Annotated in this window: 20 protein-coding genes; 14 read left to right on the top strand and 6 right to left on the bottom strand. The window is 62.7% G+C overall.

From position 1 onward, the window contains the following. The first annotated feature begins 172 nt into the window (after positions 1-172). The 12 genes from ccoN (at position 173) to hemN (ending at position 11,360) form a co-directional block, all read left to right on the top strand. Entirely contained in the window at positions 173-1,615 is a 1,443-nt protein-coding gene (gene ccoN / locus AC07OJ_RS16255) for a cytochrome-c oxidase, cbb3-type subunit I (protein WP_065909606.1), read from the top strand. Continuing rightward, entirely contained in the window at positions 1,615-2,223 is a 609-nt protein-coding gene (ccoO, locus tag AC07OJ_RS16250; RefSeq protein ID WP_003193167.1) for a cytochrome-c oxidase, cbb3-type subunit II, read from the top strand. The genes ccoN and ccoO overlap by 1 nt, the downstream gene beginning before the upstream one ends. 5 nt (positions 2,224-2,228) lie before the next feature. Next, positions 2,229-2,414, top strand: a complete 186-nt coding sequence (locus tag AC07OJ_RS16245; RefSeq protein ID WP_005790274.1) for a CcoQ/FixQ family Cbb3-type cytochrome c oxidase assembly chaperone — start codon at positions 2,229-2,231, stop codon at positions 2,412-2,414. Continuing rightward, positions 2,411-3,388, top strand: coding sequence for a cytochrome-c oxidase, cbb3-type subunit III (gene ccoP, locus AC07OJ_RS16240; RefSeq protein ID WP_065909604.1), 978 nt, complete (start codon positions 2,411-2,413; stop codon positions 3,386-3,388). The genes AC07OJ_RS16245 and ccoP overlap by 4 nt, the downstream gene beginning before the upstream one ends. Positions 3,389-3,547: 159 nt before the next feature. Beyond that, positions 3,548-3,802 carry a type II toxin-antitoxin system Phd/YefM family antitoxin gene (locus AC07OJ_RS16235; RefSeq protein WP_065909603.1) on the top strand — a complete coding sequence of 85 codons (255 nt, stop codon included), beginning with the start codon at positions 3,548-3,550 and terminating at the stop codon, positions 3,800-3,802. After that, a complete protein-coding gene (locus AC07OJ_RS16230) occupies positions 3,803-4,213 on the top strand; it encodes a type II toxin-antitoxin system VapC family toxin (RefSeq protein WP_065909602.1) in 411 nt (136 codons plus the stop codon). A 207-nt stretch (positions 4,214-4,420) separates the two neighbouring features. Further along, positions 4,421-5,836: a cytochrome c oxidase accessory protein CcoG gene (ccoG, locus tag AC07OJ_RS16225; protein WP_495094810.1), complete on the top strand. Its 1,416-nt coding sequence runs from the start codon at positions 4,421-4,423 to the stop codon at positions 5,834-5,836. A 15-nt stretch (positions 5,837-5,851) separates the two neighbouring features. Continuing rightward, entirely contained in the window at positions 5,852-6,391 is a 540-nt protein-coding gene (locus AC07OJ_RS16220) for a FixH family protein (protein ID WP_106802984.1), read from the top strand. Positions 6,392-6,506: 115 nt separating this feature from the next. Continuing rightward, positions 6,507-8,957, top strand: a complete 2,451-nt coding sequence (locus tag AC07OJ_RS16215) for a heavy metal translocating P-type ATPase (RefSeq protein WP_495094809.1) — start codon at positions 6,507-6,509, stop codon at positions 8,955-8,957. Positions 8,958-8,979: 22 nt separating this feature from the next. After that, entirely contained in the window at positions 8,980-9,198 is a 219-nt protein-coding gene (gene ccoS / locus AC07OJ_RS16210; protein WP_282396990.1) for a cbb3-type cytochrome oxidase assembly protein CcoS, read from the top strand. Continuing rightward, the gene (locus AC07OJ_RS16205) at positions 9,191-9,874 is read left to right on the top strand and encodes a sulfite exporter TauE/SafE family protein (RefSeq protein ID WP_495094808.1); all 684 of its coding nucleotides are present in this window, start codon (positions 9,191-9,193) and stop codon (positions 9,872-9,874) included. The genes ccoS and AC07OJ_RS16205 overlap by 8 nt, the downstream gene beginning before the upstream one ends. A 103-nt stretch (positions 9,875-9,977) precedes the next feature. Beyond that, positions 9,978-11,360 (top strand): oxygen-independent coproporphyrinogen III oxidase, encoded by a 1,383-nt coding sequence (gene hemN, locus AC07OJ_RS16200; RefSeq protein WP_495094807.1) that lies wholly within the window; start codon positions 9,978-9,980, stop codon positions 11,358-11,360. 7 nt (positions 11,361-11,367) lie between these two features. On the opposite strand, the gene AC07OJ_RS16195 is transcribed toward hemN, so the two are convergent. Continuing rightward, positions 11,368-11,832 carry a hypothetical protein gene (locus AC07OJ_RS16195; protein ID WP_201145692.1) on the bottom strand — a complete coding sequence of 155 codons (465 nt, stop codon included), beginning with the start codon at positions 11,830-11,832 and terminating at the stop codon, positions 11,368-11,370. Between the two features lie 153 nt (positions 11,833-11,985). On the opposite strand from AC07OJ_RS16195, the gene fnr reads away from it, so the two are divergent. Then, complete coding sequence (fnr, locus tag AC07OJ_RS16190; RefSeq protein ID WP_065909589.1) at positions 11,986-12,720, top strand: fumarate/nitrate reduction transcriptional regulator Fnr; 735 nt, start codon at positions 11,986-11,988, stop codon at positions 12,718-12,720. An 81-nt stretch (positions 12,721-12,801) separates the two neighbouring features. Next, on the top strand, positions 12,802-13,350 hold the full coding sequence (locus AC07OJ_RS16185) for an adenine phosphoribosyltransferase (RefSeq protein ID WP_495006252.1): 549 nt from the start codon (positions 12,802-12,804) through the stop codon (positions 13,348-13,350). A 108-nt stretch (positions 13,351-13,458) separates the two neighbouring features. Here AC07OJ_RS16185 and AC07OJ_RS16180 read toward each other — a convergent pair whose 3' ends face one another. The 5 genes from AC07OJ_RS16180 to dnaX all read right to left on the bottom strand — a co-directional run bounded on the left by AC07OJ_RS16180 (position 13,459) and on the right by dnaX (position 19,135). Continuing rightward, positions 13,459-14,607, bottom strand: coding sequence for an acyl-CoA dehydrogenase family protein (locus tag AC07OJ_RS16180; RefSeq protein ID WP_495094806.1), 1,149 nt, complete (start codon positions 14,605-14,607; stop codon positions 13,459-13,461). Between the two features lie 199 nt (positions 14,608-14,806). Beyond that, positions 14,807-15,409, bottom strand: a complete 603-nt coding sequence (gene recR / locus AC07OJ_RS16175; protein WP_015885312.1) for a recombination mediator RecR — start codon at positions 15,407-15,409, stop codon at positions 14,807-14,809. A gap of 66 nt (positions 15,410-15,475) precedes the next feature. Continuing rightward, positions 15,476-16,510, bottom strand: a complete 1,035-nt coding sequence (curA, locus tag AC07OJ_RS16170) for an NADPH-dependent curcumin/dihydrocurcumin reductase (protein ID WP_065909583.1) — start codon at positions 16,508-16,510, stop codon at positions 15,476-15,478. Between the two features lie 182 nt (positions 16,511-16,692). Beyond that, positions 16,693-17,031, bottom strand: coding sequence for a YbaB/EbfC family nucleoid-associated protein (locus tag AC07OJ_RS16165; protein WP_003193199.1), 339 nt, complete (start codon positions 17,029-17,031; stop codon positions 16,693-16,695). Between the two features lie 43 nt (positions 17,032-17,074). Continuing rightward, positions 17,075-19,135 (bottom strand): DNA polymerase III subunit gamma/tau, encoded by a 2,061-nt coding sequence (gene dnaX, locus AC07OJ_RS16160; protein WP_495094805.1) that lies wholly within the window; start codon positions 19,133-19,135, stop codon positions 17,075-17,077. Positions 19,136-19,174 lie beyond the last annotated feature (39 nt).

Genomic DNA, 19,174 nt, shown 5'->3' with positions numbered 1-19,174 from the left:
TTGATCAGCTTTCGATTTCGGATTTTGTCCCTACGCAAAACATGGAAAGGGCGCAGAATCTGGCGTGGAACGCATTGATACAGGTCAGTCATTGCGTTGCAATGGCCCCTCGCTTTCTACATACTTGCGGCCGATTTTACCTATAAAAAAACCTAAACCGTGGAACCTTAGAATGAGCACAGCAATCAGTCCGACTGCTTATAACTATAAGGTAGTCCGCCAGTTCGCCATCATGACGGTGGTCTGGGGGATCCTTGGCATGGGGCTCGGGGTGTTCATCGCCTCGCAACTGGTCTGGCCGGAATTGAATTTCGGCTTGCCCTGGACGACCTTCGGCCGCCTGCGCCCGCTGCACACCAACCTGGTGATTTTCGCCTTCGGCGGATGTGCATTGTTTGCCACCTCCTATTATGTCGTGCAGCGCACCTGCCAGACGCGACTGATCTCCGACAGTCTCGCGGCCTTCACCTTCTGGGGTTGGCAAGCGGTCATCGTCAGCGCCATTGTCACCCTGCCGCTGGGCTACACCACCACCAAGGAATACGCCGAGCTGGAATGGCCGATCGCGATCCTGCTCGCCATCGTCTGGGTGACCTATGCGGTGGTGTTCTTCGGCACCATCGTCAAGCGCAAGACCAAGCACATCTATGTCGGTAACTGGTTCTACGGTGCCTTCATCCTGGTCACGGCGATGCTGCACATCGTCAACCACGCTTCGTTGCCGGTGAACCTGTTCAAGTCCTACTCGGCCTACGCCGGGGCGACGGATGCGATGATCCAGTGGTGGTACGGCCACAACGCCGTGGGTTTCTTCCTGACCACCGGTTTCCTCGGGATGATGTATTACTTCGTGCCGAAACAGGCCGAACGTCCTATTTACTCGTACCGCCTGTCCATCGTGCACTTCTGGGCGCTGATCACCCTGTACATCTGGGCCGGCCCGCACCACCTGCACTACACCGCGCTGCCGGACTGGGCGCAGTCGCTGGGCATGGCGATGTCGATCATCCTCCTGGCCCCGAGCTGGGGCGGCATGATCAACGGCATGATGACCCTGTCGGGCGCCTGGCATAAGTTGCGCACCGACCCGATCCTGCGTTTTCTCGTGGTCTCGCTGGCGTTCTACGGCATGTCGACCTTCGAAGGGCCGATGATGGCAATCAAGACCGTCAACTCGCTCTCCCACTACACCGACTGGACCATCGGCCACGTTCATGCCGGCGCCCTCGGCTGGGTAGCTATGATCTCCATCGGCGCGCTGTACCACATGATCCCGAAACTGTTCGGCCGTGCGCAGATGCACAGCGTCGGGCTGATCAACACGCACTTCTGGCTGGCCACCATCGGCACCGTGCTCTACATCGCCTCGATGTGGGTCAACGGCATCACCCAGGGCCTGATGTGGCGTGCGATCAACGATGACGGCACCCTCACCTACTCCTTCGTCGAAGCGCTGCAAGCCAGCCACCCGGGCTACATCGTCCGCGCCCTGGGCGGTACGTTCTTTGCCGCCGGCATGCTGTTCATGGCCTACAACGTCTGGCGCACCGTGCGCGCCTCCGACCCTGCAGAAGCCGAAGCCGCCGCCAAGATCGCCGTTGTGGGAGCCCACTGATGAAGCATGAAGTAGTCGAGAAGAATATCGGCCTGCTGGCCTTCTTCATGGTCATCGCCGTGAGCATCGGCGGCCTGACCCAGATCGTCCCGCTGTTTTTCCAGGACGTGACCAACAAGCCGGTCGAAGGCATGAAGCCGCGCACCGCACTTGAACTGGAAGGCCGCGACGTCTACATCGCCAACGGCTGTGTCGGCTGCCACTCGCAGATGATCCGCCCGTTCCGCGCCGAGACCGAACGCTACGGCCACTACTCGGTTGCCGGCGAAAGCGTATGGGACCACCCGTTCCTGTGGGGTTCCAAGCGCACCGGCCCGGACCTGGCCCGTGTCGGCGGGCGTTACTCCGATGACTGGCAACGTGCGCACTTGTACAACCCGCGCAACGTGGTGCCTGAGTCGAAAATGCCAGCGTACCCGTTCCTCGTGGAAAACAAGCTCGACGGCAAGGACACCGCGAAGAAGATGGAAGTCTTGCGCACCCTGGGCGTGCCCTACACCGACGAAGACATCGCCGGTGCCGCTGCAGCCGTGAAGGGCAAGACTGAAATGGACGCATTGGTGGCCTACCTGCAAGGCCTTGGCACCATCATCAAAAGCAAACGGTGACCTACATGGATATCGGGATGATTCGAGGCCTGGGCACCGTTGTAGTGATGGTGGCCTTTGTCGGCCTGGCGCTGTGGGTATTCAGCCCGCGACGCAAGTCGGAGTTTGACGACGCGACCATGCTGCCCTTTGCGGATGATCCCGAAGCCATCAAGCACGTCGAGCAAGCTTCTAGGAGTAACAAAGAATGACTACGTTCTGGAGTCTGTACGTCACAGTCCTCAGTCTGGGTACCATCTTCGCCCTGACCTGGCTGCTGCTGTCGACCCGCAAGGGCCAGCGCGCCGAGCAGACCGACGAGACCGTCGGCCACTCGTTCGACGGCATCGAGGAGTACGACAACCCGCTGCCCAAGTGGTGGTTCATGCTGTTCGTCGGCACCATCATTTTCGCCCTCGGTTACCTGGCGCTCTACCCCGGCCTGGGCAACTGGAAAGGCCTGCTGCCGGGCTACAACTACCTCGACAACGACAAGCAAACCCCCTTCGCCAACGGCCAGACCGGCTGGACCGGCGTGCACGAATGGGAAAAGGAAATGGCCAGGTCGGACGCCAAGTTCGGGCCGATCTTCGCCAAATTCGCGTCGATGCCAATTGAGGAAGTCGCCAAGGACCCACAGGCCCTGAAGATGGGTGGCCGCCTGTTCGCCTCCAACTGCTCGGTCTGCCACGGCTCCGACGCCAAGGGTGCCTATGGCTTCCCCAACCTGACCGACGCCGACTGGCGTTGGGGTGGCGAGCCGGCCACCATCAAGGAAACCATCATGAAGGGCCGCCATGCGGTGATGCCGGCCTGGCTGGATATCCTCAAGGAACAGGGCGTGGCCGATGTGGCTGCCTTCGTCGTCACCAACCTCGATGGGCGCAAGCTGCCGGAAGGCACCAAGGCCGACGTGGCCAACGGCGAGAAACTCTTCGCCGCCAACTGCGTGGCCTGCCACGGCCCGGCCGGCAAAGGTACCCCCGCCATGGGCGCACCCGACCTGACTCACCCGGGCGCGTTCATCTACGGCTCGAGCTTCGCGCAACTGCAGCAGACCATCCGCTGGGGCCGCCAGGGCCAGATGCCTGCGCAGGAGCAACTGCAGGGCAACGACAAGGTGCACCTGCTGGCGGCGTATGTGTACAGCTTGTCCCATGGGGACAAGAAGACTGAAGAGCAGTAAGCCTTAGTCATGACAAAGCCCCGAATCACGGGGCTTTGTCGTTTCTGGCTGCTGCCATTTCAACGGCCGAATGCTCAACCGCTCGTAATATCGAGCTTGTCGCCCACCGCCACAAAGTAGTAACGTAACTACATTAAATCTACCGAAGGGGGGATGCCCATGACTATCACCACCATTTCCAGTCGGGAATTCAACCAAGACACAAGCGGTGCCAAAAAAGCCGCCCGTCAGGGGCCGGTTTTTATCACTGATCGCGGCAAGCCAGCCCATGTACTGCTAAGCATTGAGGACTACCAGAAACTGACAGGTCTGAATGTCGACATCGTTGACCTGTTGGTGATGCCGGAAGCGGCCGAAATCGACTTTGAAACCGAACGTGCCGTGGTCACTCACCGCCCCGTGGACTTCTCTTGAATGTACCTACTCGACACCAACGTAATCTCTGAACTTCGTAAACCTCAGGCTGACGCAAGAGTGGTCGCCTGGGCAAAAAGCGTTATCGCCCCGCGCATGTTTATCTCAGCAATTACGCTGAAAGAACTGGAAACCGGCGTACTGCGGATGGAGCGCCGAGACCCGGCCCAGGGGAAAGTGCTGCGTACGTGGCTCAAACGTCATGTAATGCCAGCGTTCGATGCCAGAATATTGCCGGTTGATGCCGCCGTTGCGCTGCGTTGCGCCCATCTTCAGGTGCCGGACCAAGCTAACGAAAGTGACGCATTGATTGCCGCAACTGCGCTGGTGCATGGGCTCACCGTGGTGACGCGTAACATCAGCGACTTCAAGTCCAGCGGTGTTGCCCTGATAAATCCGTGGGACGAATGACCTGCTCACCGGCAAAAACCGTCCATACTTCTCAAGTCAATTGATCCAGGTCACGTACACCATCAATTGATTTCCCCCAACGCGACCAAAGGTCGCACCCTTTGCGCACTGTCGGGGGCGTATCATTAGACCACTGCAACACCCTTAATTTGACCCCGGTTGGCACGTACTGGCCGAGGCAAATCTCCACCGCCGTGGGATGCAATGATGAGCAACCAGATACCGGTACATGACGTTACCCCGCCTGCCAAAAACGCCAGTCAATCCGTCGACCTTTATGCGTCGCGAGAGAAAATCTACACCCGCGCCTTCACCGGCCTGTTCCGCAACTTGCGCATGCTCGGTGGCGCCGGCCTGTTCCTGCTCTACTTCGGCACGGTGTGGCTGAACTGGGGCGGACACCAGGCAGTGTGGTGGAACCTGCCGGAGCGCAAGTTCTTCATTTTTGGCGCAACCTTCTGGCCCCAGGACTTCATCCTGCTCTCGGGCATCCTCATCGTGGCGGCGTTTGGCCTGTTCTTCATCACGGTGTACGCCGGCCGCGTGTGGTGTGGTTATACCTGCCCGCAAAGCGTGTGGACGTGGATCTTCATGTGGTGCGAAAAAGTCACCGAAGGCGACCGCAACCAGCGCATCAAGCTCGATAAAGCGCCAATGGGCATCAACAAGTTCCTGCGCAAATTCAGCAAGCACACCCTGTGGCTGTTGATCGGGTTTGTCACTGGCATGACCTTTGTCGGCTACTTCTCGCCGATCCGCGAACTGGTGTTCGACTTCTTCACCGGCCAGGCCGATGGCTGGTCGTATTTCTGGGTCGGGTTCTTCACCCTCGCCACCTACGGCAATGCCGGCTGGCTGCGCGAACAGGTGTGTATCTACATGTGCCCGTATGCGCGCTTCCAGAGCGTGATGTTCGACAAGGACACCCTGATCGTCTCCTACGACCCCCGCCGTGGCGAAGTGCGTGGCCCGCGTAAAAAGGGTGTCGACTACAAGGCCCAGGGCCTCGGCGATTGCATCGACTGCACGATGTGCGTGCAGGTCTGCCCCACCGGCATCGACATCCGCGACGGCCTGCAAATCGAGTGCATCGGTTGCGCCGCCTGCATCGATGCCTGCGACAACATCATGGACAAGATGGAGTACCCGCGCGGGCTGATCAGCTACACCACCGAGCACAATCTGTCCGGGCAGAAGACCCACAAATTGCGCCCGCGCCTGATCGGTTACGCGCTGGTGTTGCTGGCGATGATAGGGCTGCTGGTCGGGGCATTTTTCATGCGCTCGCTGGTGGGTTTCGACGTCAGCAAAGACCGCGTGCTGTACCGCGAAAACGCCGAGGGCCGGATCGAAAACGTCTACAGCCTGAAGATCATGAACAAGGACCAGCGCGACCACACCTACCTGCTCGACGCCGCCGGCCTGCCGGATCTCAAGCTGCAGGGCCGGCGCGAAATCAAGGTGGCCGCCGGCGATATCGTCAGCATGCCGGTGGAGTTGTCGAGTGCACCGGAGCAGTTGCCGTCGAGCACCAACGAGGTGACCTTCATCCTGCGCGATGCTGATGACACCAGCGTCCAGATCGAAGCCAAGAGCCGATTCATCGGCCCACAAGTCCGTTAAACAGAGAGCATGAGAATGTCCGTAGCTACTGCCGCAAGCCCCTGGTACAAGCACCTCTGGCCCTGGATCATCATTGGGATCCTGGCCTGCTCGGTGACCTTGACCTTGTCCATGGTGACCATCGCGGTGAACAACCCGGACAACCTGGTCAACGACAACTACTACGAGGCCGGCAAAGGCATCAACCGCTCACTGGACCGCGAACTGCTGGCCCAGACCCTGCAACTGCGCGCCAAGGTGCATCTGGACGAACTGACCGGCGAAGTCGACGTGCACCTGACCGGCAACAGCAACCCGGCGACCCTGGAACTGAACCTGATCTCCCCGACCCAGCCGGAAAAGGATCGCAAGATCAACCTGGCCCGCAGCGACAGCGAAGCCGGCCGCTACATCGGCCAGGTCACCGACAAAGTCGAAGGCCGTCGTTTCGTCGAGTTGCTCGGCGTGGAAGGTGACCGCACCTGGCGCATGTTCGAAGAAGAACAGGTCAGCCACGACAAGGACTTGCTGTTGGGTGATGAGCCACTGCAGGGTGCCGAAGACCTGAAAAAATAATCCACCTGCGCTTCGCGCATCGCCGGCAAGCCGGCGCCTACAGGCCTGACGCGTTACCCTGCAGGAGCCGGCTTGCCGGCGATGCGGCCCTTCCAGCCGGCTAGAATCCCTACCCATGACCAGCCCAACCCCCTGCTACCACTGCGCCCTCCCCGTCCCGCCCGGCAGCCGCTTCACGGCGGTGATCCTCGGCGAGCGCCGCGAGCTGTGCTGCCCCGGCTGCCAGGCCGTGGCCGAAGCCATCGTGGCCGGGGGCCTGGAAAGCTATTACCAGCACCGCAGCGAAGCCTCGGCCAACCCCGAGGCGCTGCCCGTGCAACTGGTCGACGAACTGGCGCTGTATGACCGCGCCGACGTGCAAAAACCCTTCGTGCGCCACGACGGCGATCTCGCCGAAGCGACGCTGTTGATGGAAGGCATCAGTTGCGCCGCCTGTGGCTGGCTGATCGAAAAACACCTGCGCAGCCTGCCCGCCGTCGCCGAGGCGCGGTTGAACCTGTCCAACCATCGCCTGCAGGTGCGCTGGGCCGATGGCCAGTTGCCGTTGAGCCAACTGCTCAGCGAACTGCGCCACATCGGCTACGCCGCGCACCCGTATCAGGCCGACCGTGCCGCCGAGCAATTGGCCAGCGAAAACCGCCTGGCCCTGCGCCAATTGGGCGTGGCCGGCTTGCTGTGGTTCCAGGCGATGATGGCGACCATGGCCACCTGGCCGGAATTCAATATCGACCTGAGCCCCGAGCTGCACGTGATCCTGCGTTGGGTGGCGATGTTTCTGACAACACCCATCGTGTTCTACAGCTGTGCGCCGTTTTTCAAAGGCGCCCTGCGCGATCTGCGCACGCGCCACCTGACCATGGATGTATCGGTCTCCCTGGCGATTGGCGGGGCCTATCTGGCCGGTATCTGGACGGCGATCACCGGGGTCGGCGAGTTGTACTTCGACGCCGTCGGCATGTTCGCCCTGTTCCTGCTCGCCGGGCGTTACCTGGAGCGCCGCGCACGCGAGCGGACGGCGGCGGCCACCGCGCAATTGGTCAACCTGCTGCCGGCCTCGTGCCTGCGCCTCAAGGGGGATGGCCAGAGCGAGCGCATCCTCTTGAGCGAACTGGCGGTGGGCGACCGGGTGCTGGTGCATCCTGGCGCGGTACTGCCTGCGGACGGGGTGATCCTCGACGGTCAATCGAGCATCGATGAGTCGCTGCTCACCGGCGAATACCTGCCGCAACCCCGGCGCACGGGCGATGCGGTGACTGCCGGCACCCTGAATGTCGAAGGCGCCCTGAAGGTCGAGGTGCGGGCCTTGGGCCACGACACGCGCCTGTCCGCCATCGTGCGCCTGCTGGAGCGAGCCCAGGCCGAGAAACCGCGCCTGGCGCAGATCGCCGACCGCGCCGCGCAGTGGTTCCTGTTGTGCTCGCTGATCGCCGCGGCGGTGATCGGCCTGGTGTGGTGGGAGCTGGATGCGTCGCGGGCGTTCTGGATCGTGCTGGCGATGCTGGTTGCGACCTGCCCGTGCGCGCTGTCCCTGGCCACGCCGACCGCCCTCACCGCCGCCACCGGCACCCTGCACAAACTCGGCCTGCTGCTGACCCGGGGCCACGTGCTCGAAGGCTTGAACCAGATCGACACGGTGATTTTCGACAAGACCGGCACCCTCACTGAAGGCCGCCTGGCACTCAAAGCCATCCGCACCTTGGGCGCCACCAGCAGCGACTTGTGCCTGGCCCTCGCCGCCGCCCTCGAAAATCGCTCCGAACACCCGATTGCCCGCGCGTTTGGCCGCGCGCCCATGGCCGCCGATGAAGTGCTGAGTTTCCCCGGGCTCGGCCTGGAAGGCCGCGTCGGTGAAAGCCTGCTGCGCATCGGCCAGCCGGGGTTTGTCTGCGAACTCAGTGGCTGCCCGATGCCGGCCTCGCCGAACGAAGCCGGCCAATGGCTGCTGCTCGGTGACCGTGACGGCGCCCTCGCCTGGTTCGTGCTGGACGACCGCCTGCGCAGCGACGCACCCGCGTTGCTGGCCGCGTGCAAGGCGCGTGGCTGGCGCACGCTGCTGCTGTCGGGGGACACCTCGCCGATGGTCGCGAGTGTCGCCGCTGAGCTGGGCATCGACGAAGCCCACGGCGGCCTGCGCCCCGACGACAAACTGCAGGTGTTGCAACGCTTGCACCAGCAAGGCCGCACGGTGCTGATGCTCGGCGATGGCGTCAACGATGTGCCGGTGCTCGCCGCTGCCGATATCAGCGTGGCCATGGGCTCGGCCACTGATCTGGCCAAAACCAGCGCCGATGCGGTGTTGCTCTCCAACCGCCTCGACGCGCTGGTGCAAGCCTTCAGCCTGGCGCGGCGCACCCGCCGGGTAATCATTGAGAACCTGCTGTGGGCCGGGCTGTACAATGGCCTGATGCTGCCGTTTGCCGCCCTCGGTTGGATCACCCCGATCTGGGCGGCGATCGGCATGTCCCTCAGTTCGTTGACCGTGGTGCTCAACGCCCTGCGCCTGACTCGCCTGCCGAGCGCGCCGGCCCACAGCGCCCCCTCAGTAACCCGCCCGCTGCCGGCTTGAGCCGCGCGGGCATGGAGTGCAGATGCCAGCTCTATACGTGATGATTCCGGCGGCGCTGCTGTTAGTCGGTGTCGCTATCTACGTCTTCTTCTGGGCGGTGGACAGCGGCCAGTACGATGACCTCGACGGCCCGGCCCACAGCGTGCTGTTCGACGATCAGGACCCCAACCACCTGGCCGCCATCGACGAGGCCAACGGCCCCGAGCAGCCGCCCGCGCCCAAAGATCCGCCCCATGCTTGAACTCGCGCCGCTGCTGGTCTCCGCGCTGATTCTCGGCCTGCTGGGCGGTGGCCACTGCCTGGGCATGTGCGGCGGGCTGATGGGCGCGCTGACCCTGGCGATTCCCAAGGAGCAACGCAGCCGCCGCTTTCGCCTGCTGCTGGCGTACAACCTGGGGCGCATTCTCAGCTATGCCACGGCGGGGTTGTTGATCGGCCTGGCCGGCTGGGCCGTGGCCAACAGCCCGGCGGCGATGTTCATGCGAGTACTCGCAGGGTTGCTGTTGATCAGCATGGGGTTGTACCTGGCCGGCTGGTGGAGCGGCCTGACGCGCATCGAAAGCCTCGGACGCGGCCTGTGGCGCTATATACAGCCGGTGGCGAACCGTTTGCTGCCGGTGTCCAGCCTGCCCCGCGCATTGCTGCTGGGCGCGCTGTGGGGCTGGTTGCCGTGCGGGTTGGTCTACAGCACCCTGCTGTGGGCGGCGAGCCAGGGCAATGCGCTGGACAGCGCGTTGCTGATGCTGGCATTCGGCTTGGGCACCTGGCCAGTGCTGCTGGCCACCGGCCTGGCAGCGGAACGGGTCACTTCGTTATTGCGCAAACGCAGTGTGCGCATGGCCGGCGGCTTGCTGGTGATCCTGTTCGGCGTCTGGACATTGCCCGGCCCGCATCAGCACTGGCTAATGGGCCATTAAAAGGCCATGTGGCATAGCGCCGCTCCCCGTTGATGCAAATCAACATGCCCTCCAGGTCACACCCCTAGACTCGGCCCACTAGCCTATCCGGGGGAACGCCCGCATGCTCGACGCCATTCGTTGGGACACCGATCTGATTCACCGCTACGACCTGGCGGGACCGCGCTACACGTCCTACCCCACCGCCGTACAATTCGACAGCCAGGTCGGCACTTTCGACCTGCTCCACGCCCTGCGCGACAGCCGCAAGGCGGTGCGCCCGCTGTCGCTGTATGTGCATGTGCCGTTCTGCGCGAACATTTGCTACTACTGCGCCTGCAACAAGGTGATCACCAAGGACCGTGGCCGCGCCCAGGCGTACCTGCAACGCCTGGAGCAGGAGATCCAACTGGTGGCCTGCCACCTCGACCCCAAGCAGCCGGTGGAACAACTGCACCTGGGCGGCGGCACTCCGACCTTTCTCAGCCACGACGAACTGCGCCAGGTCATGGGCAGCCTGCGCCGGCACTTCAATCTGCTTGACGATGACTCCGGCGACTACGGCATCGAGATCGACCCGCGCGAGGCCGACTGGGCGACCATGGGCCTGCTGCGCGAACTGGGCTTCAACCGCGTCAGCATCGGCGTGCAGGACCTCGACCCGGACGTGCAGCGCGCGGTCAACCGCCTGCAAAGCCTGGAAGAGACCCGCGCGGTGATCGATGCGGCGCGCACCCTGCAGTTTCGCTCGATCAATATCGACCTGATCTACGGCCTGCCCAAGCAGACGCCGATCAATTTCGCGCGCACCGTGGAGGAAGTGATCAGGCTGCAACCGGACCGCCTGTCGGTATTCAACTATGCCCACCTGCCTGAGCGCTTCATGCCCCAGCGGCGGATCAACACCGACGAACTGCCGTCACCGGCGTCCAAGTTGCTGATGCTGCAAACCACCATCGAACAACTGACCCAGGCCGGCTATCGCTACATCGGCATGGACCACTTCGCCCTGCCGGACGACGAACTCGCCGTCGCCCAGGAAGAAGGCACCCTGCAGCGCAACTTCCAGGGCTACACCACCCATGGGCACTGCGACCTGATCGGGCTCGGCGTGTCCGCCATCAGCCAGATCGGTGACCTGTACTGCCAGAACACCAGCGACCTCAATGGCTACCAGAACACCCTCGCCGGCGCTCAACTGGCCACCAGCCGTGGCTTGCTGTGCACCACCGATGATCGGCTGCGACGCGAGGTGATTCAGCAATTGATCTGCAATTTCAGCCTGGCCTTCGATCGGGTCGAGCAGGCTTTCAACATTGATTTTCGCGGTTATTTTGACGACGTCTGGCCCCAACTCGAGACCATGGCGCAGGACGGCCTGATCGAACTGGACGCGCAGGGCATCCGCGTGCTGCCGGCTGGCAGGCTGTTGGTACGCTCAGTGTGCATGGTGTTCGATGCCTATCTGGAACATCAGAACAGGCAGCGATTTTCGCGGGTGATCTGAGCGGGCGCTACTTCGATGCCAGGCTCATGGCTTGCATCTGCGCGTCGGCTGGCTCGTCCTTCAAGGCCTTGCCCAGTTGCATCTGGGCCATCGTCAGGCCGCTTTGCAAGGCCGCCAGCGAGGCCTGCAGGTTGCCGACCCGCGCCTGGCGCGCTTCGGGGGTCAAGGAGTTATCCGCCGAAGCCGCCGCGATTTCGGCCATCTTGTCGGCAATCTGCTTCTTCAGCTCACGAATCATTTTCAGCAGTTGCTTGATGCTGTCCTTCAGGTTGCTGTCGTCGATGTCCTTGTTGGAATCGGCTTTGGCAGCCTGGAAACCGGCACTGGAAATCTTCACCGCCACACCCTCGACCGCCTTGGTTTCAGCAGCAGGCGCGGGGGCTTCGGCCTTTTCATCGGCCCCTGCGGCAGGTTTCGTATCCGGCACGATCGGCAGGCGGATGGCAGGGTTGTTGGCAGCGATAACGGACATGTTCTGAGCTCCGGCTCATGGAGGTACACCACTGTATCGACCCTGTTACAAAAACCTTTATACCGCTGCCGGTTTTTTGTACAGGCTGGCCTCGGCGCCCCCCAGTGCGTTACCCTTACGTCTTATGTGTGTTTTCCCACAAGGATTTAAGAAATGTCCGAGCCAGTTAAACTGCGCGCTCACAGCCAGGCTCATTGCAAGGATTGCAGCCTGGCCCCCCTCTGCCTGCCACTTTCGCTGAATCTGGAAGACATGGATGCGCTGGACGAGATCGTTAAACGCGGTCGCCCACTGAAAAAAGGCGAGTTTCTGTTTCGCCAGGGCGACAAGTTCGACTCCGTCTATGCAGTACGGTCGGGCGCCCTGAAGACGTTCAGCCTGAGCGACGGCGGCGAGGAACAGATCACCGGTTTCCACCTGCCCAGCGAACTGGTCGGCTTGTCGGGCATGGACACCGAGATTCACCCTGTGTCGGCCCAGGCGCTGGAGACGACGTCGGTGTGCGAAATTCCCTTCGAGCGCCTCGACGAATTGGCCCTGCAGTTGCCGCAACTGCGCCGCCAGTTGATGCGCGTGATGAGCCGCGAGATTCGCGACGACCAGCAAATGATGCTGCTGTTGTCGAAGAAAACCGCCGACGAGCGTATCGCCACGTTCCTGGTCAACCTGTCAGCACGTTTTCGCGCCAGGGGTTTCTCGGCCAACCAGTTCCGCCTGAGCATGTCGCGCAATGAAATCGGCAACTACCTGGGCCTCGCCGTGGAAACCGTGTCTCGCGTGTTTACCCGCTTCCAGCAGAACGAGCTGATCGCCGCCGAAGGCAAGGAAGTGCATATCCTCGATCCGATCCAGTTGTGCGCACTCGCCGGTGGCTCCCTGGAGACCTGAGGCAGACGCCTGCGGCCGCGCCAATTGGCAAGGCCGCAGGTATACTTGGCGTCCGTTTTCCACGCCCAGGACTCTGCGCCGATGACCTTCGATTCGTTCGACATCAAATCCCTGATCCGTCCCGTCATCGACTTCCCCAAGCCTGGGGTGATCTTTCGTGACATCACGCCCTTGTTCCAATCGCCCAAGGCCCTGCGCCTGGTGGCCGACACCTTTGCTCACCGTTACGTCGAGGCCGATTTCAGCCATATCGGCGCGATGGATGCGCGGGGCTTCCTGATCGGTTCGATCATCGCCTATCAACTGAACAAACCGCTGATCCTGTTCCGCAAGCAGGGCAAGCTGCCGGCTGACGTCCTGGCCGAGGGTTACCAGACGGAATACGGCGAAGCGTTCCTGGAAGTCCACGCCGACAGCCTCTGCGAGGGCGACTCGGTACTGATGTTCGATGACCTGATCGCCACCGGTGGCACCCTGATTGCGGCGGCCAACCTGGTGCGGCGCATGGGGGCGAAGATCTTCGAAGCGGCGGCGATCATCGACCTGCCGGAGCTGGGTGGGTCGCAACGCCTGGAAGACATGGGTATCCCGACCTTCTGCCTGACGCGGTTCGCGTTGGACGAACGTTAATCGCTGCCTGCACCGGCCTCATCGCGGGCAAGCCCGGCTCCCACGTTGGCATGCGCCTACCCGTAGGCGCTGGCTTGCCAGCGATAGCGCTCGAGAGAGTACCCATGATCACAACCCCATCTGCTTGCTGATGATCTCATTCATCACCTCGCGGGTGCCCCCGCCGATGGACAGGATGCGGTTGTCGCGGTACAGCCGCTCCACCAGGTTGCCGCGCATGTAGCCCTGGCCGCCGAGGATTTGCACAGCGTCATAGGTGACGCGGTCGGCGGTGTCGGTGGCGAGGTTCTTGGCCATGGAGATTTCCTTGATCACACTTTTGCCGGCCGCCATCTTCGCCGCCTGGCGGTAGGTGAACTCGCGGGACACCTCCACAGCGGTAGCCATTTCCGCCAGGCGATGCTTGAGCACCTGGAACTTGCCGATGGGTTTGCCGAATGCTTCGCGCTGGGAAGCCCACTTGAGGCTTTCCTCCAGCGCCATCTGCGCAGTCATGTTGGCCATCAATGCCAGCGCCAGGCGTTCGCTCTGAAAGTTGCCCATGATGCAGGCGAAGCCCATGTTCTCGGCGCCAATCAGATTGCCTACGGGCACGCGGCAATCGTCGAAGAATAATTCAGCGGTGTCCGACGCCCACCAGCCCATTTTCTTCAGGGGCTGGCCAACGGTGAAACCGGCGGTGTTTTTCTCGATCAGCAGCAGGCTGATACCGGCAAAGCCCGGCCCGCCGGTGCGTACGGCAACGGTGTAGAAGTCGGCACGGCTGCCGCTGGTGATAAAGGTCTTGCTGCCGCTGACGCGGTAATGCTCGCCCTCCCGAATGGCCCGGGTCTGCAGGCTGGCCACATCGGAGCCGCCGCCCGGCTCGGTCACCGCCAGGGCGATGATCTTCTCGCCCGACAGCACCTGGGGTGCCACCCGGTCGCGCACCGATGGCAACGCCCATTTGACTATCGGCGGCAAGCCGATATCCAACGACCCCAAGCCCGCCACTACCCCGCCGGAACCGCAGCGCATCAGCTCCTCGCTGGCTGCCACCTTGGCGAACAGGTCACCTTCATGGCTACCGCCAAGGGCCTCGGGATAACCAATCCCCAGGATTCCCGCCGCACCGGCCTTGAGGTACAGCTCACGGGGAAAGCTGTGGGCCTCCTCCCATTGCTCGATGTCCGGCAGCATTTCGCGCTCGACAAAACGGCGCACGCTGTCGCGGACCATTTGGTGGCTGGGGTCGAAGTAGTCCTGGTAGGCAGACATCGGCAAGCTCCACGGTGAGGTGGAGCGAACTTACCAAGCGCTTGCTTGGTTATCAAGTTATGCGCACATTCTGCTGACAATACAAAACCACTGTGGGAGCGGGCTTGCTCGCGAAAGCAGTGGAACAGTCAGTGCATTTGGCACTGACAGACCGCTTTCACGAGCAAGCCCGCTCCCACATTTTGAGCTGCGGTGTTTTTTACAGCGCGATCGGCTTGCGACCTGCGAACGAGTGAGCCAGCGTCCCGCCATCCACCAGCTCCAGCTCGCCACCCAGCGGCACGCCGTGGGCGATGCGCGAGGTGATCAGGCCTTTGTTGGTCAACAGTTGCGCGATGTAATGCGCCGTGGCTTCACCTTCCACCGTAGGGTTGGTCGCCAGGATCACCTCGGTAAAGGTGCCCTGCTCTTCAATGCGCGCCACCAGTTGCGGAATGCCGATGGCCTCCGGGCCCAGGCCGTCCAGCGGCGACAGATGGCCCTTGAGCACAAAGTAGCGCCCGCGATAGCCGGTCTGTTCCACCGCGTACACATCCATCGGCCCTTCCACCACGCACAGCAGGGTGTCATCGCGGCGCGGGTCGGCGCATTGCGGGCAAAGTTCTTCTTCGGTGAGGGTGCGGCACTGGCGGCAGTGACCCACGCCAGTCATGGCCTGGCTCAGGGCCTGGGCCAGCCGGGTGCCGCCGCTGCGGTCACGCTCCAGCAGCTGCAGCGCCATGCGTTGGGCGGTTTTCTGGCCAACGCCCGGCAATGTGCGCAAGGCGTCGATCAGTTGGCGAATCAGAGGGCTGAAGCTCATGGGGCAATGGTCCGACAAAACAACGAGACGCGGTTTATACCCGCGCCCCGGATGAGCGTCAAATCCTCAATCCTGCGCGACACGTACCACCAACTTGCCGAAGTTGCGTCCCTCCAGCAAACCGATAAACGCTTCGGGCGCCTGCTCCAGGCCATCGACCACGTCTTCGCGAAATTTCACTTTGCCCTCGCGCACCCATGGCGCCATGGCACTGATGAACTCCGGATGGCGATCACCGTAGTCGTCGAACACGATAAAGCCCTGGATACGCACCCGCTTGGTCAGCAAGGTCCGCTGCAGCGCCGGCAGACGGTCAGGACCACTCGGCAGTTCATGCGCGTTATAACCGGCAATCAGCCCACACAGCGGAATCCGCGCCTTGGGGTTGAGCAGCGGCACGACCGCGTCAAACACCTTGCCGCCGACGTTCTCGAAATAGATGTCCACACCTTTGAAGCACGCCAGGGCCAACTCGTTGGCAAAATCCGCGCTCTTGTGGTCAATGCAGGCGTCAAAACCCAACTCCTCGACCACGTAGCGGCACTTGTCCGCGCCTCCCGCCACACCTACCACACGCAAGCCCTTGAGCTTGGCCACCTGCCCCACCACCGAGCCCACGGCGCCGGACGCTGCCGCCACCACCAGGGTTTCGCCGGCCTGTGGCTGGCCAATGTCCGTGAGACCCATGTACGCGGTCATGCCCGGCATGCCCAGCACCCCAAGGGCCATGGACGGGCTGGCCAGGCCCTTCGGCACCGGCATCAGGTTGCGGCCATCGGAAATGCTGTGGCTCTGCCAGCCGGTGGAACCGACGACGAGGTCGCCCACTTCAAATTTCGGATTACGCGACTGCTCGACACGGCTGACAGCACCACCGGTCATCACCTCGTCGATTTCCACCGGCGCGGCGTAGGACGGTGCATCGCTCATGCGGCCACGCATGTAGGGGTCGAGGGACAGGTACAGGGTTTTCAGGAGAACCTGGCCGTCTGCCAACTCCGGCAGGTTCACGCGTTCCAGGCGGAAATTTTCCGGGGTCGGGGCGCCCTGCGGGCGTGAGACCAGGACGATGCGCTGGTTAAGAATCGGTTCTTGAGGCATCAGGGGGCTCCTTTATCGAATTCATCGGTATAGGGTGCAGACCATGGTAGAGCGCTTGCGGTTCGATGTTTCGTCTATCGCCCCGCCGCGTGTGCATCGCAGCGGCGTGGCAAACCGACGTCACACCCAAAAAAAATGCCAGGCACGAGGCCTGGCACTGGAGTCTAGCTAAAGCTCGCCGATCAGAACGGCAGCTTCATGCCCGGTGGCAATTGCATGCCAGCGGTCACGCCGGACATTTTGTCCTGGCTGTTGGCTTCGATCTTGCGCACGGCGTCGTTGACGGCCGCGGCGAACAGCGCCTCGAGCATTTCCAGGTCATCTTCGCCCACGCCTGGCAACACGCTTGGGTCGATGCTCACGCGCTTGATATCGTGACGACCGGTCATCACCACGCTGACCATATCGCCACCGGCTTTACCGGTGACTTCGGCGTTGGCCAGTTCTTCCTGCATCTTGGCCATCTTTTCCTGCATCTGCTGCGCCTGCTTCATCAGGCCGGCCATGCCACCTTTCATCATGGGAATCACCTCAAAGTACGTGGATCAATTTAGTAGCCCGGTGTCAGGACGCCTGGGGCACCGGGGCTTCGACAGGTTCAATTGTATCGTGGCGAACGACGGCGCCGAACTGTTGCATCATTTGCTGGATGAGCGGATCAGCCTGGATCGAGTCCTCGGCTTCGCGCTGGCGGTTGATGCGCCGGCGGGTCGCGGCCTGGGCCGGGGTTTCCTGCTCAGGCTTGATCAGCTCGATGGCGACGGTCAGCGTGCGCTCATGGTACTGGTTCAGGGCATCGTTGAGGCGACGTTGCTGGGTCGCGTTGAACAGGGCACTGTGGGCCGGGTCCAGGTGCAACAGCCAGTGGTCGCCCTCGATGGAAATCAGGGTGCAGTTGGCGGCAATACTGCCGGTCATGCCGGAGATCGGCAACTTCGGGAACAGCTCCAGCCATTGCAGGGCCAGGCCGGTGGCCGGCGCCGCAGCGGGCTCGGCCTCGGGCTCCGGGGCCGGCTCGGCGGTGTGCTCGCTGGCCAGGTCGTCCAGGTAGCTGTAGGCCGAATCCATGTCCGGCTCGATGTAGTCTTCGTCCAGCGGCGGCTCGTCATCCAGGTCGATCCCTGGAACGGCGGCCTCGACCTGAGCGACGGTCGGTTCCGGCACAGGCGCGGCGACCCACTCCGGCGCATCCGGCACCACGCTGTCAGGGGTCGGCGTGGGCATCGGCGTCAGTTCCGGCTGCTCGCCGGCCGTTTCCAGCACGGGCTCCACCGCAGGCTGCAGTTCGGGCTCGACTTCAGGCTCTACCGGATCATTCCAGGGCAGGTCGACAACAGGCGCAGACTCGGGCTCGGGCTCGGCCACCGGAGGCGGCGTAACCACCGGCGCTGCCACCACGGGCGCAGGCTCAGGCGCCGGCGCAACAGGTGCAGCAACCACTGGCGCAACCACCGCCGCGCCAGCCACTGGTTTGGCGGAATCAACTGTGGCCTGGCTGATCCCCACTGGCTTTAGCGGCTGTCTCGGTGCGTCCGCCGAGTCAGCGGGCCGGAAGGCCAGCATTCGCAGCATGACCATCTCGAAGCCACCTCGCGGGTCCGGCGCCAGCGGCAGGTCGCGGCGCCCGATCAGGCCCATCTGGTAGTAGAACTGCACGTCTTCGGCCGGCAGCGCCTGGGCCAGCGCCAACACGCGGTCGCGGTCGCCATGGCCGTTGTCGACACCTTCCGGCAACGCCTGGGCGATGGCAACGCGGTGCAACACATTGAGGATTTCCGAGAGCACGCCGTTCCAGTCCGGGCCTTGCTCCGACAAGTGGCGCACGGCTTCGAGCAACGCCTTGGCGTCGCCTTCGATCAGCGCGTGCAGCACGTCGAACACCTGGCCGTGGTCCAGGGTACCGAGCATGGCGCGCACATCGGCGGCCATGACCTTGCCTTCACCAAAGGCGATGGCCTGGTCGGTGAGGCTCATGGCGTCGCGCATCGAACCATCCGCCGCACGGCCGAGCAGCCACAGTGCGTCGTCTTCGAACGGCACGTTCTCGACGCCCAGCACGTGGGTCAGATGCTCGACCACACGCTCGGGGGTCATGTTTTTCAGGGAGAACTGCAGGCACCGCGACAGAATCGTTGCAGGGAGTTTCTGCGGATCGGTGGTGGCCAGGATGAACTTGACGTAGGGCGGCGGCTCTTCCAGCGTCTTCAACAGGGCGTTGAAAGAGTGGCTGGAAAGCATGTGCACTTCGTCGATCAAGTAGACCTTGAAACGACCACGGCTCGGCGCGTACTGCACGTTGTCGAGCAGCTCGCGGGTGTCTTCGACCTTGGTGCGGCTCGCGGCGTCGATCTCGATCAGGTCGACAAAACGCCCTTCGTCGATTTCCCGGCACACCGAACACGTGCCACAGGGCGTGGAAGTGATACCGGTTTCACAGTTCAGGCATTTGGCGATGATGCGCGCAATGGTGGTCTTGCCCACCCCGCGAGTACCGGTGAACAGGTAGGCGTGGTGCAGCCGTTGGCTGTCCAAGGCATTGATCAGAGCCTTGAGCACATGGGTCTGGCCGACCATTTCGCGGAACGAGCGCGGACGCCATTTACGTGCAAGAACCTGATAACTCATCGAAAACCGTCGCAACTGGGAAGCGGGAGCCGGTAATGC

Source organism: Pseudomonas sp. GW821-FHT09C08, assembly GCF_059418125.1.
The sequence above is the reverse complement of the archived record's forward strand: the minus strand, read 5'-3'. Positions and strand labels throughout refer to the sequence as shown.

Coding starts and splice junctions, on each gene's coding strand:
- AC07OJ_RS16230 (WP_065909602.1), top strand. CDS start 3,803: ATGTACCTACTCGACACCAACGTAATCTCTGAACTTCGTAAACCTCAG.
- ccoN (WP_065909606.1), top strand. CDS start 173: ATGAGCACAGCAATCAGTCCGACTGCTTATAACTATAAGGTAGTCCGC.
- hemN (WP_495094807.1), top strand. CDS start 9,978: ATGCTCGACGCCATTCGTTGGGACACCGATCTGATTCACCGCTACGAC.
- AC07OJ_RS16205 (WP_495094808.1), top strand. CDS start 9,191: ATGCTTGAACTCGCGCCGCTGCTGGTCTCCGCGCTGATTCTCGGCCTG.
- AC07OJ_RS16195 (WP_201145692.1), bottom strand. CDS start 11,832: ATGTCCGTTATCGCTGCCAACAACCCTGCCATCCGCCTGCCGATCGTG.
- AC07OJ_RS16185 (WP_495006252.1), top strand. CDS start 12,802: ATGACCTTCGATTCGTTCGACATCAAATCCCTGATCCGTCCCGTCATC.
- AC07OJ_RS16220 (WP_106802984.1), top strand. CDS start 5,852: ATGTCCGTAGCTACTGCCGCAAGCCCCTGGTACAAGCACCTCTGGCCC.
- ccoG (WP_495094810.1), top strand. CDS start 4,421: ATGAGCAACCAGATACCGGTACATGACGTTACCCCGCCTGCCAAAAAC.
- AC07OJ_RS16245 (WP_005790274.1), top strand. CDS start 2,229: ATGGATATCGGGATGATTCGAGGCCTGGGCACCGTTGTAGTGATGGTG.
- AC07OJ_RS16215 (WP_495094809.1), top strand. CDS start 6,507: ATGACCAGCCCAACCCCCTGCTACCACTGCGCCCTCCCCGTCCCGCCC.
- curA (WP_065909583.1), bottom strand. CDS start 16,510: ATGCCTCAAGAACCGATTCTTAACCAGCGCATCGTCCTGGTCTCACGC.
- AC07OJ_RS16165 (WP_003193199.1), bottom strand. CDS start 17,031: ATGATGAAAGGTGGCATGGCCGGCCTGATGAAGCAGGCGCAGCAGATG.
- dnaX (WP_495094805.1), bottom strand. CDS start 19,135: ATGAGTTATCAGGTTCTTGCACGTAAATGGCGTCCGCGCTCGTTCCGC.
- fnr (WP_065909589.1), top strand. CDS start 11,986: ATGTCCGAGCCAGTTAAACTGCGCGCTCACAGCCAGGCTCATTGCAAG.
- ccoS (WP_282396990.1), top strand. CDS start 8,980: ATGCCAGCTCTATACGTGATGATTCCGGCGGCGCTGCTGTTAGTCGGT.
- recR (WP_015885312.1), bottom strand. CDS start 15,409: ATGAGCTTCAGCCCTCTGATTCGCCAACTGATCGACGCCTTGCGCACA.
- AC07OJ_RS16235 (WP_065909603.1), top strand. CDS start 3,548: ATGACTATCACCACCATTTCCAGTCGGGAATTCAACCAAGACACAAGC.
- AC07OJ_RS16180 (WP_495094806.1), bottom strand. CDS start 14,607: ATGTCTGCCTACCAGGACTACTTCGACCCCAGCCACCAAATGGTCCGC.
- ccoP (WP_065909604.1), top strand. CDS start 2,411: ATGACTACGTTCTGGAGTCTGTACGTCACAGTCCTCAGTCTGGGTACC.
- ccoO (WP_003193167.1), top strand. CDS start 1,615: ATGAAGCATGAAGTAGTCGAGAAGAATATCGGCCTGCTGGCCTTCTTC.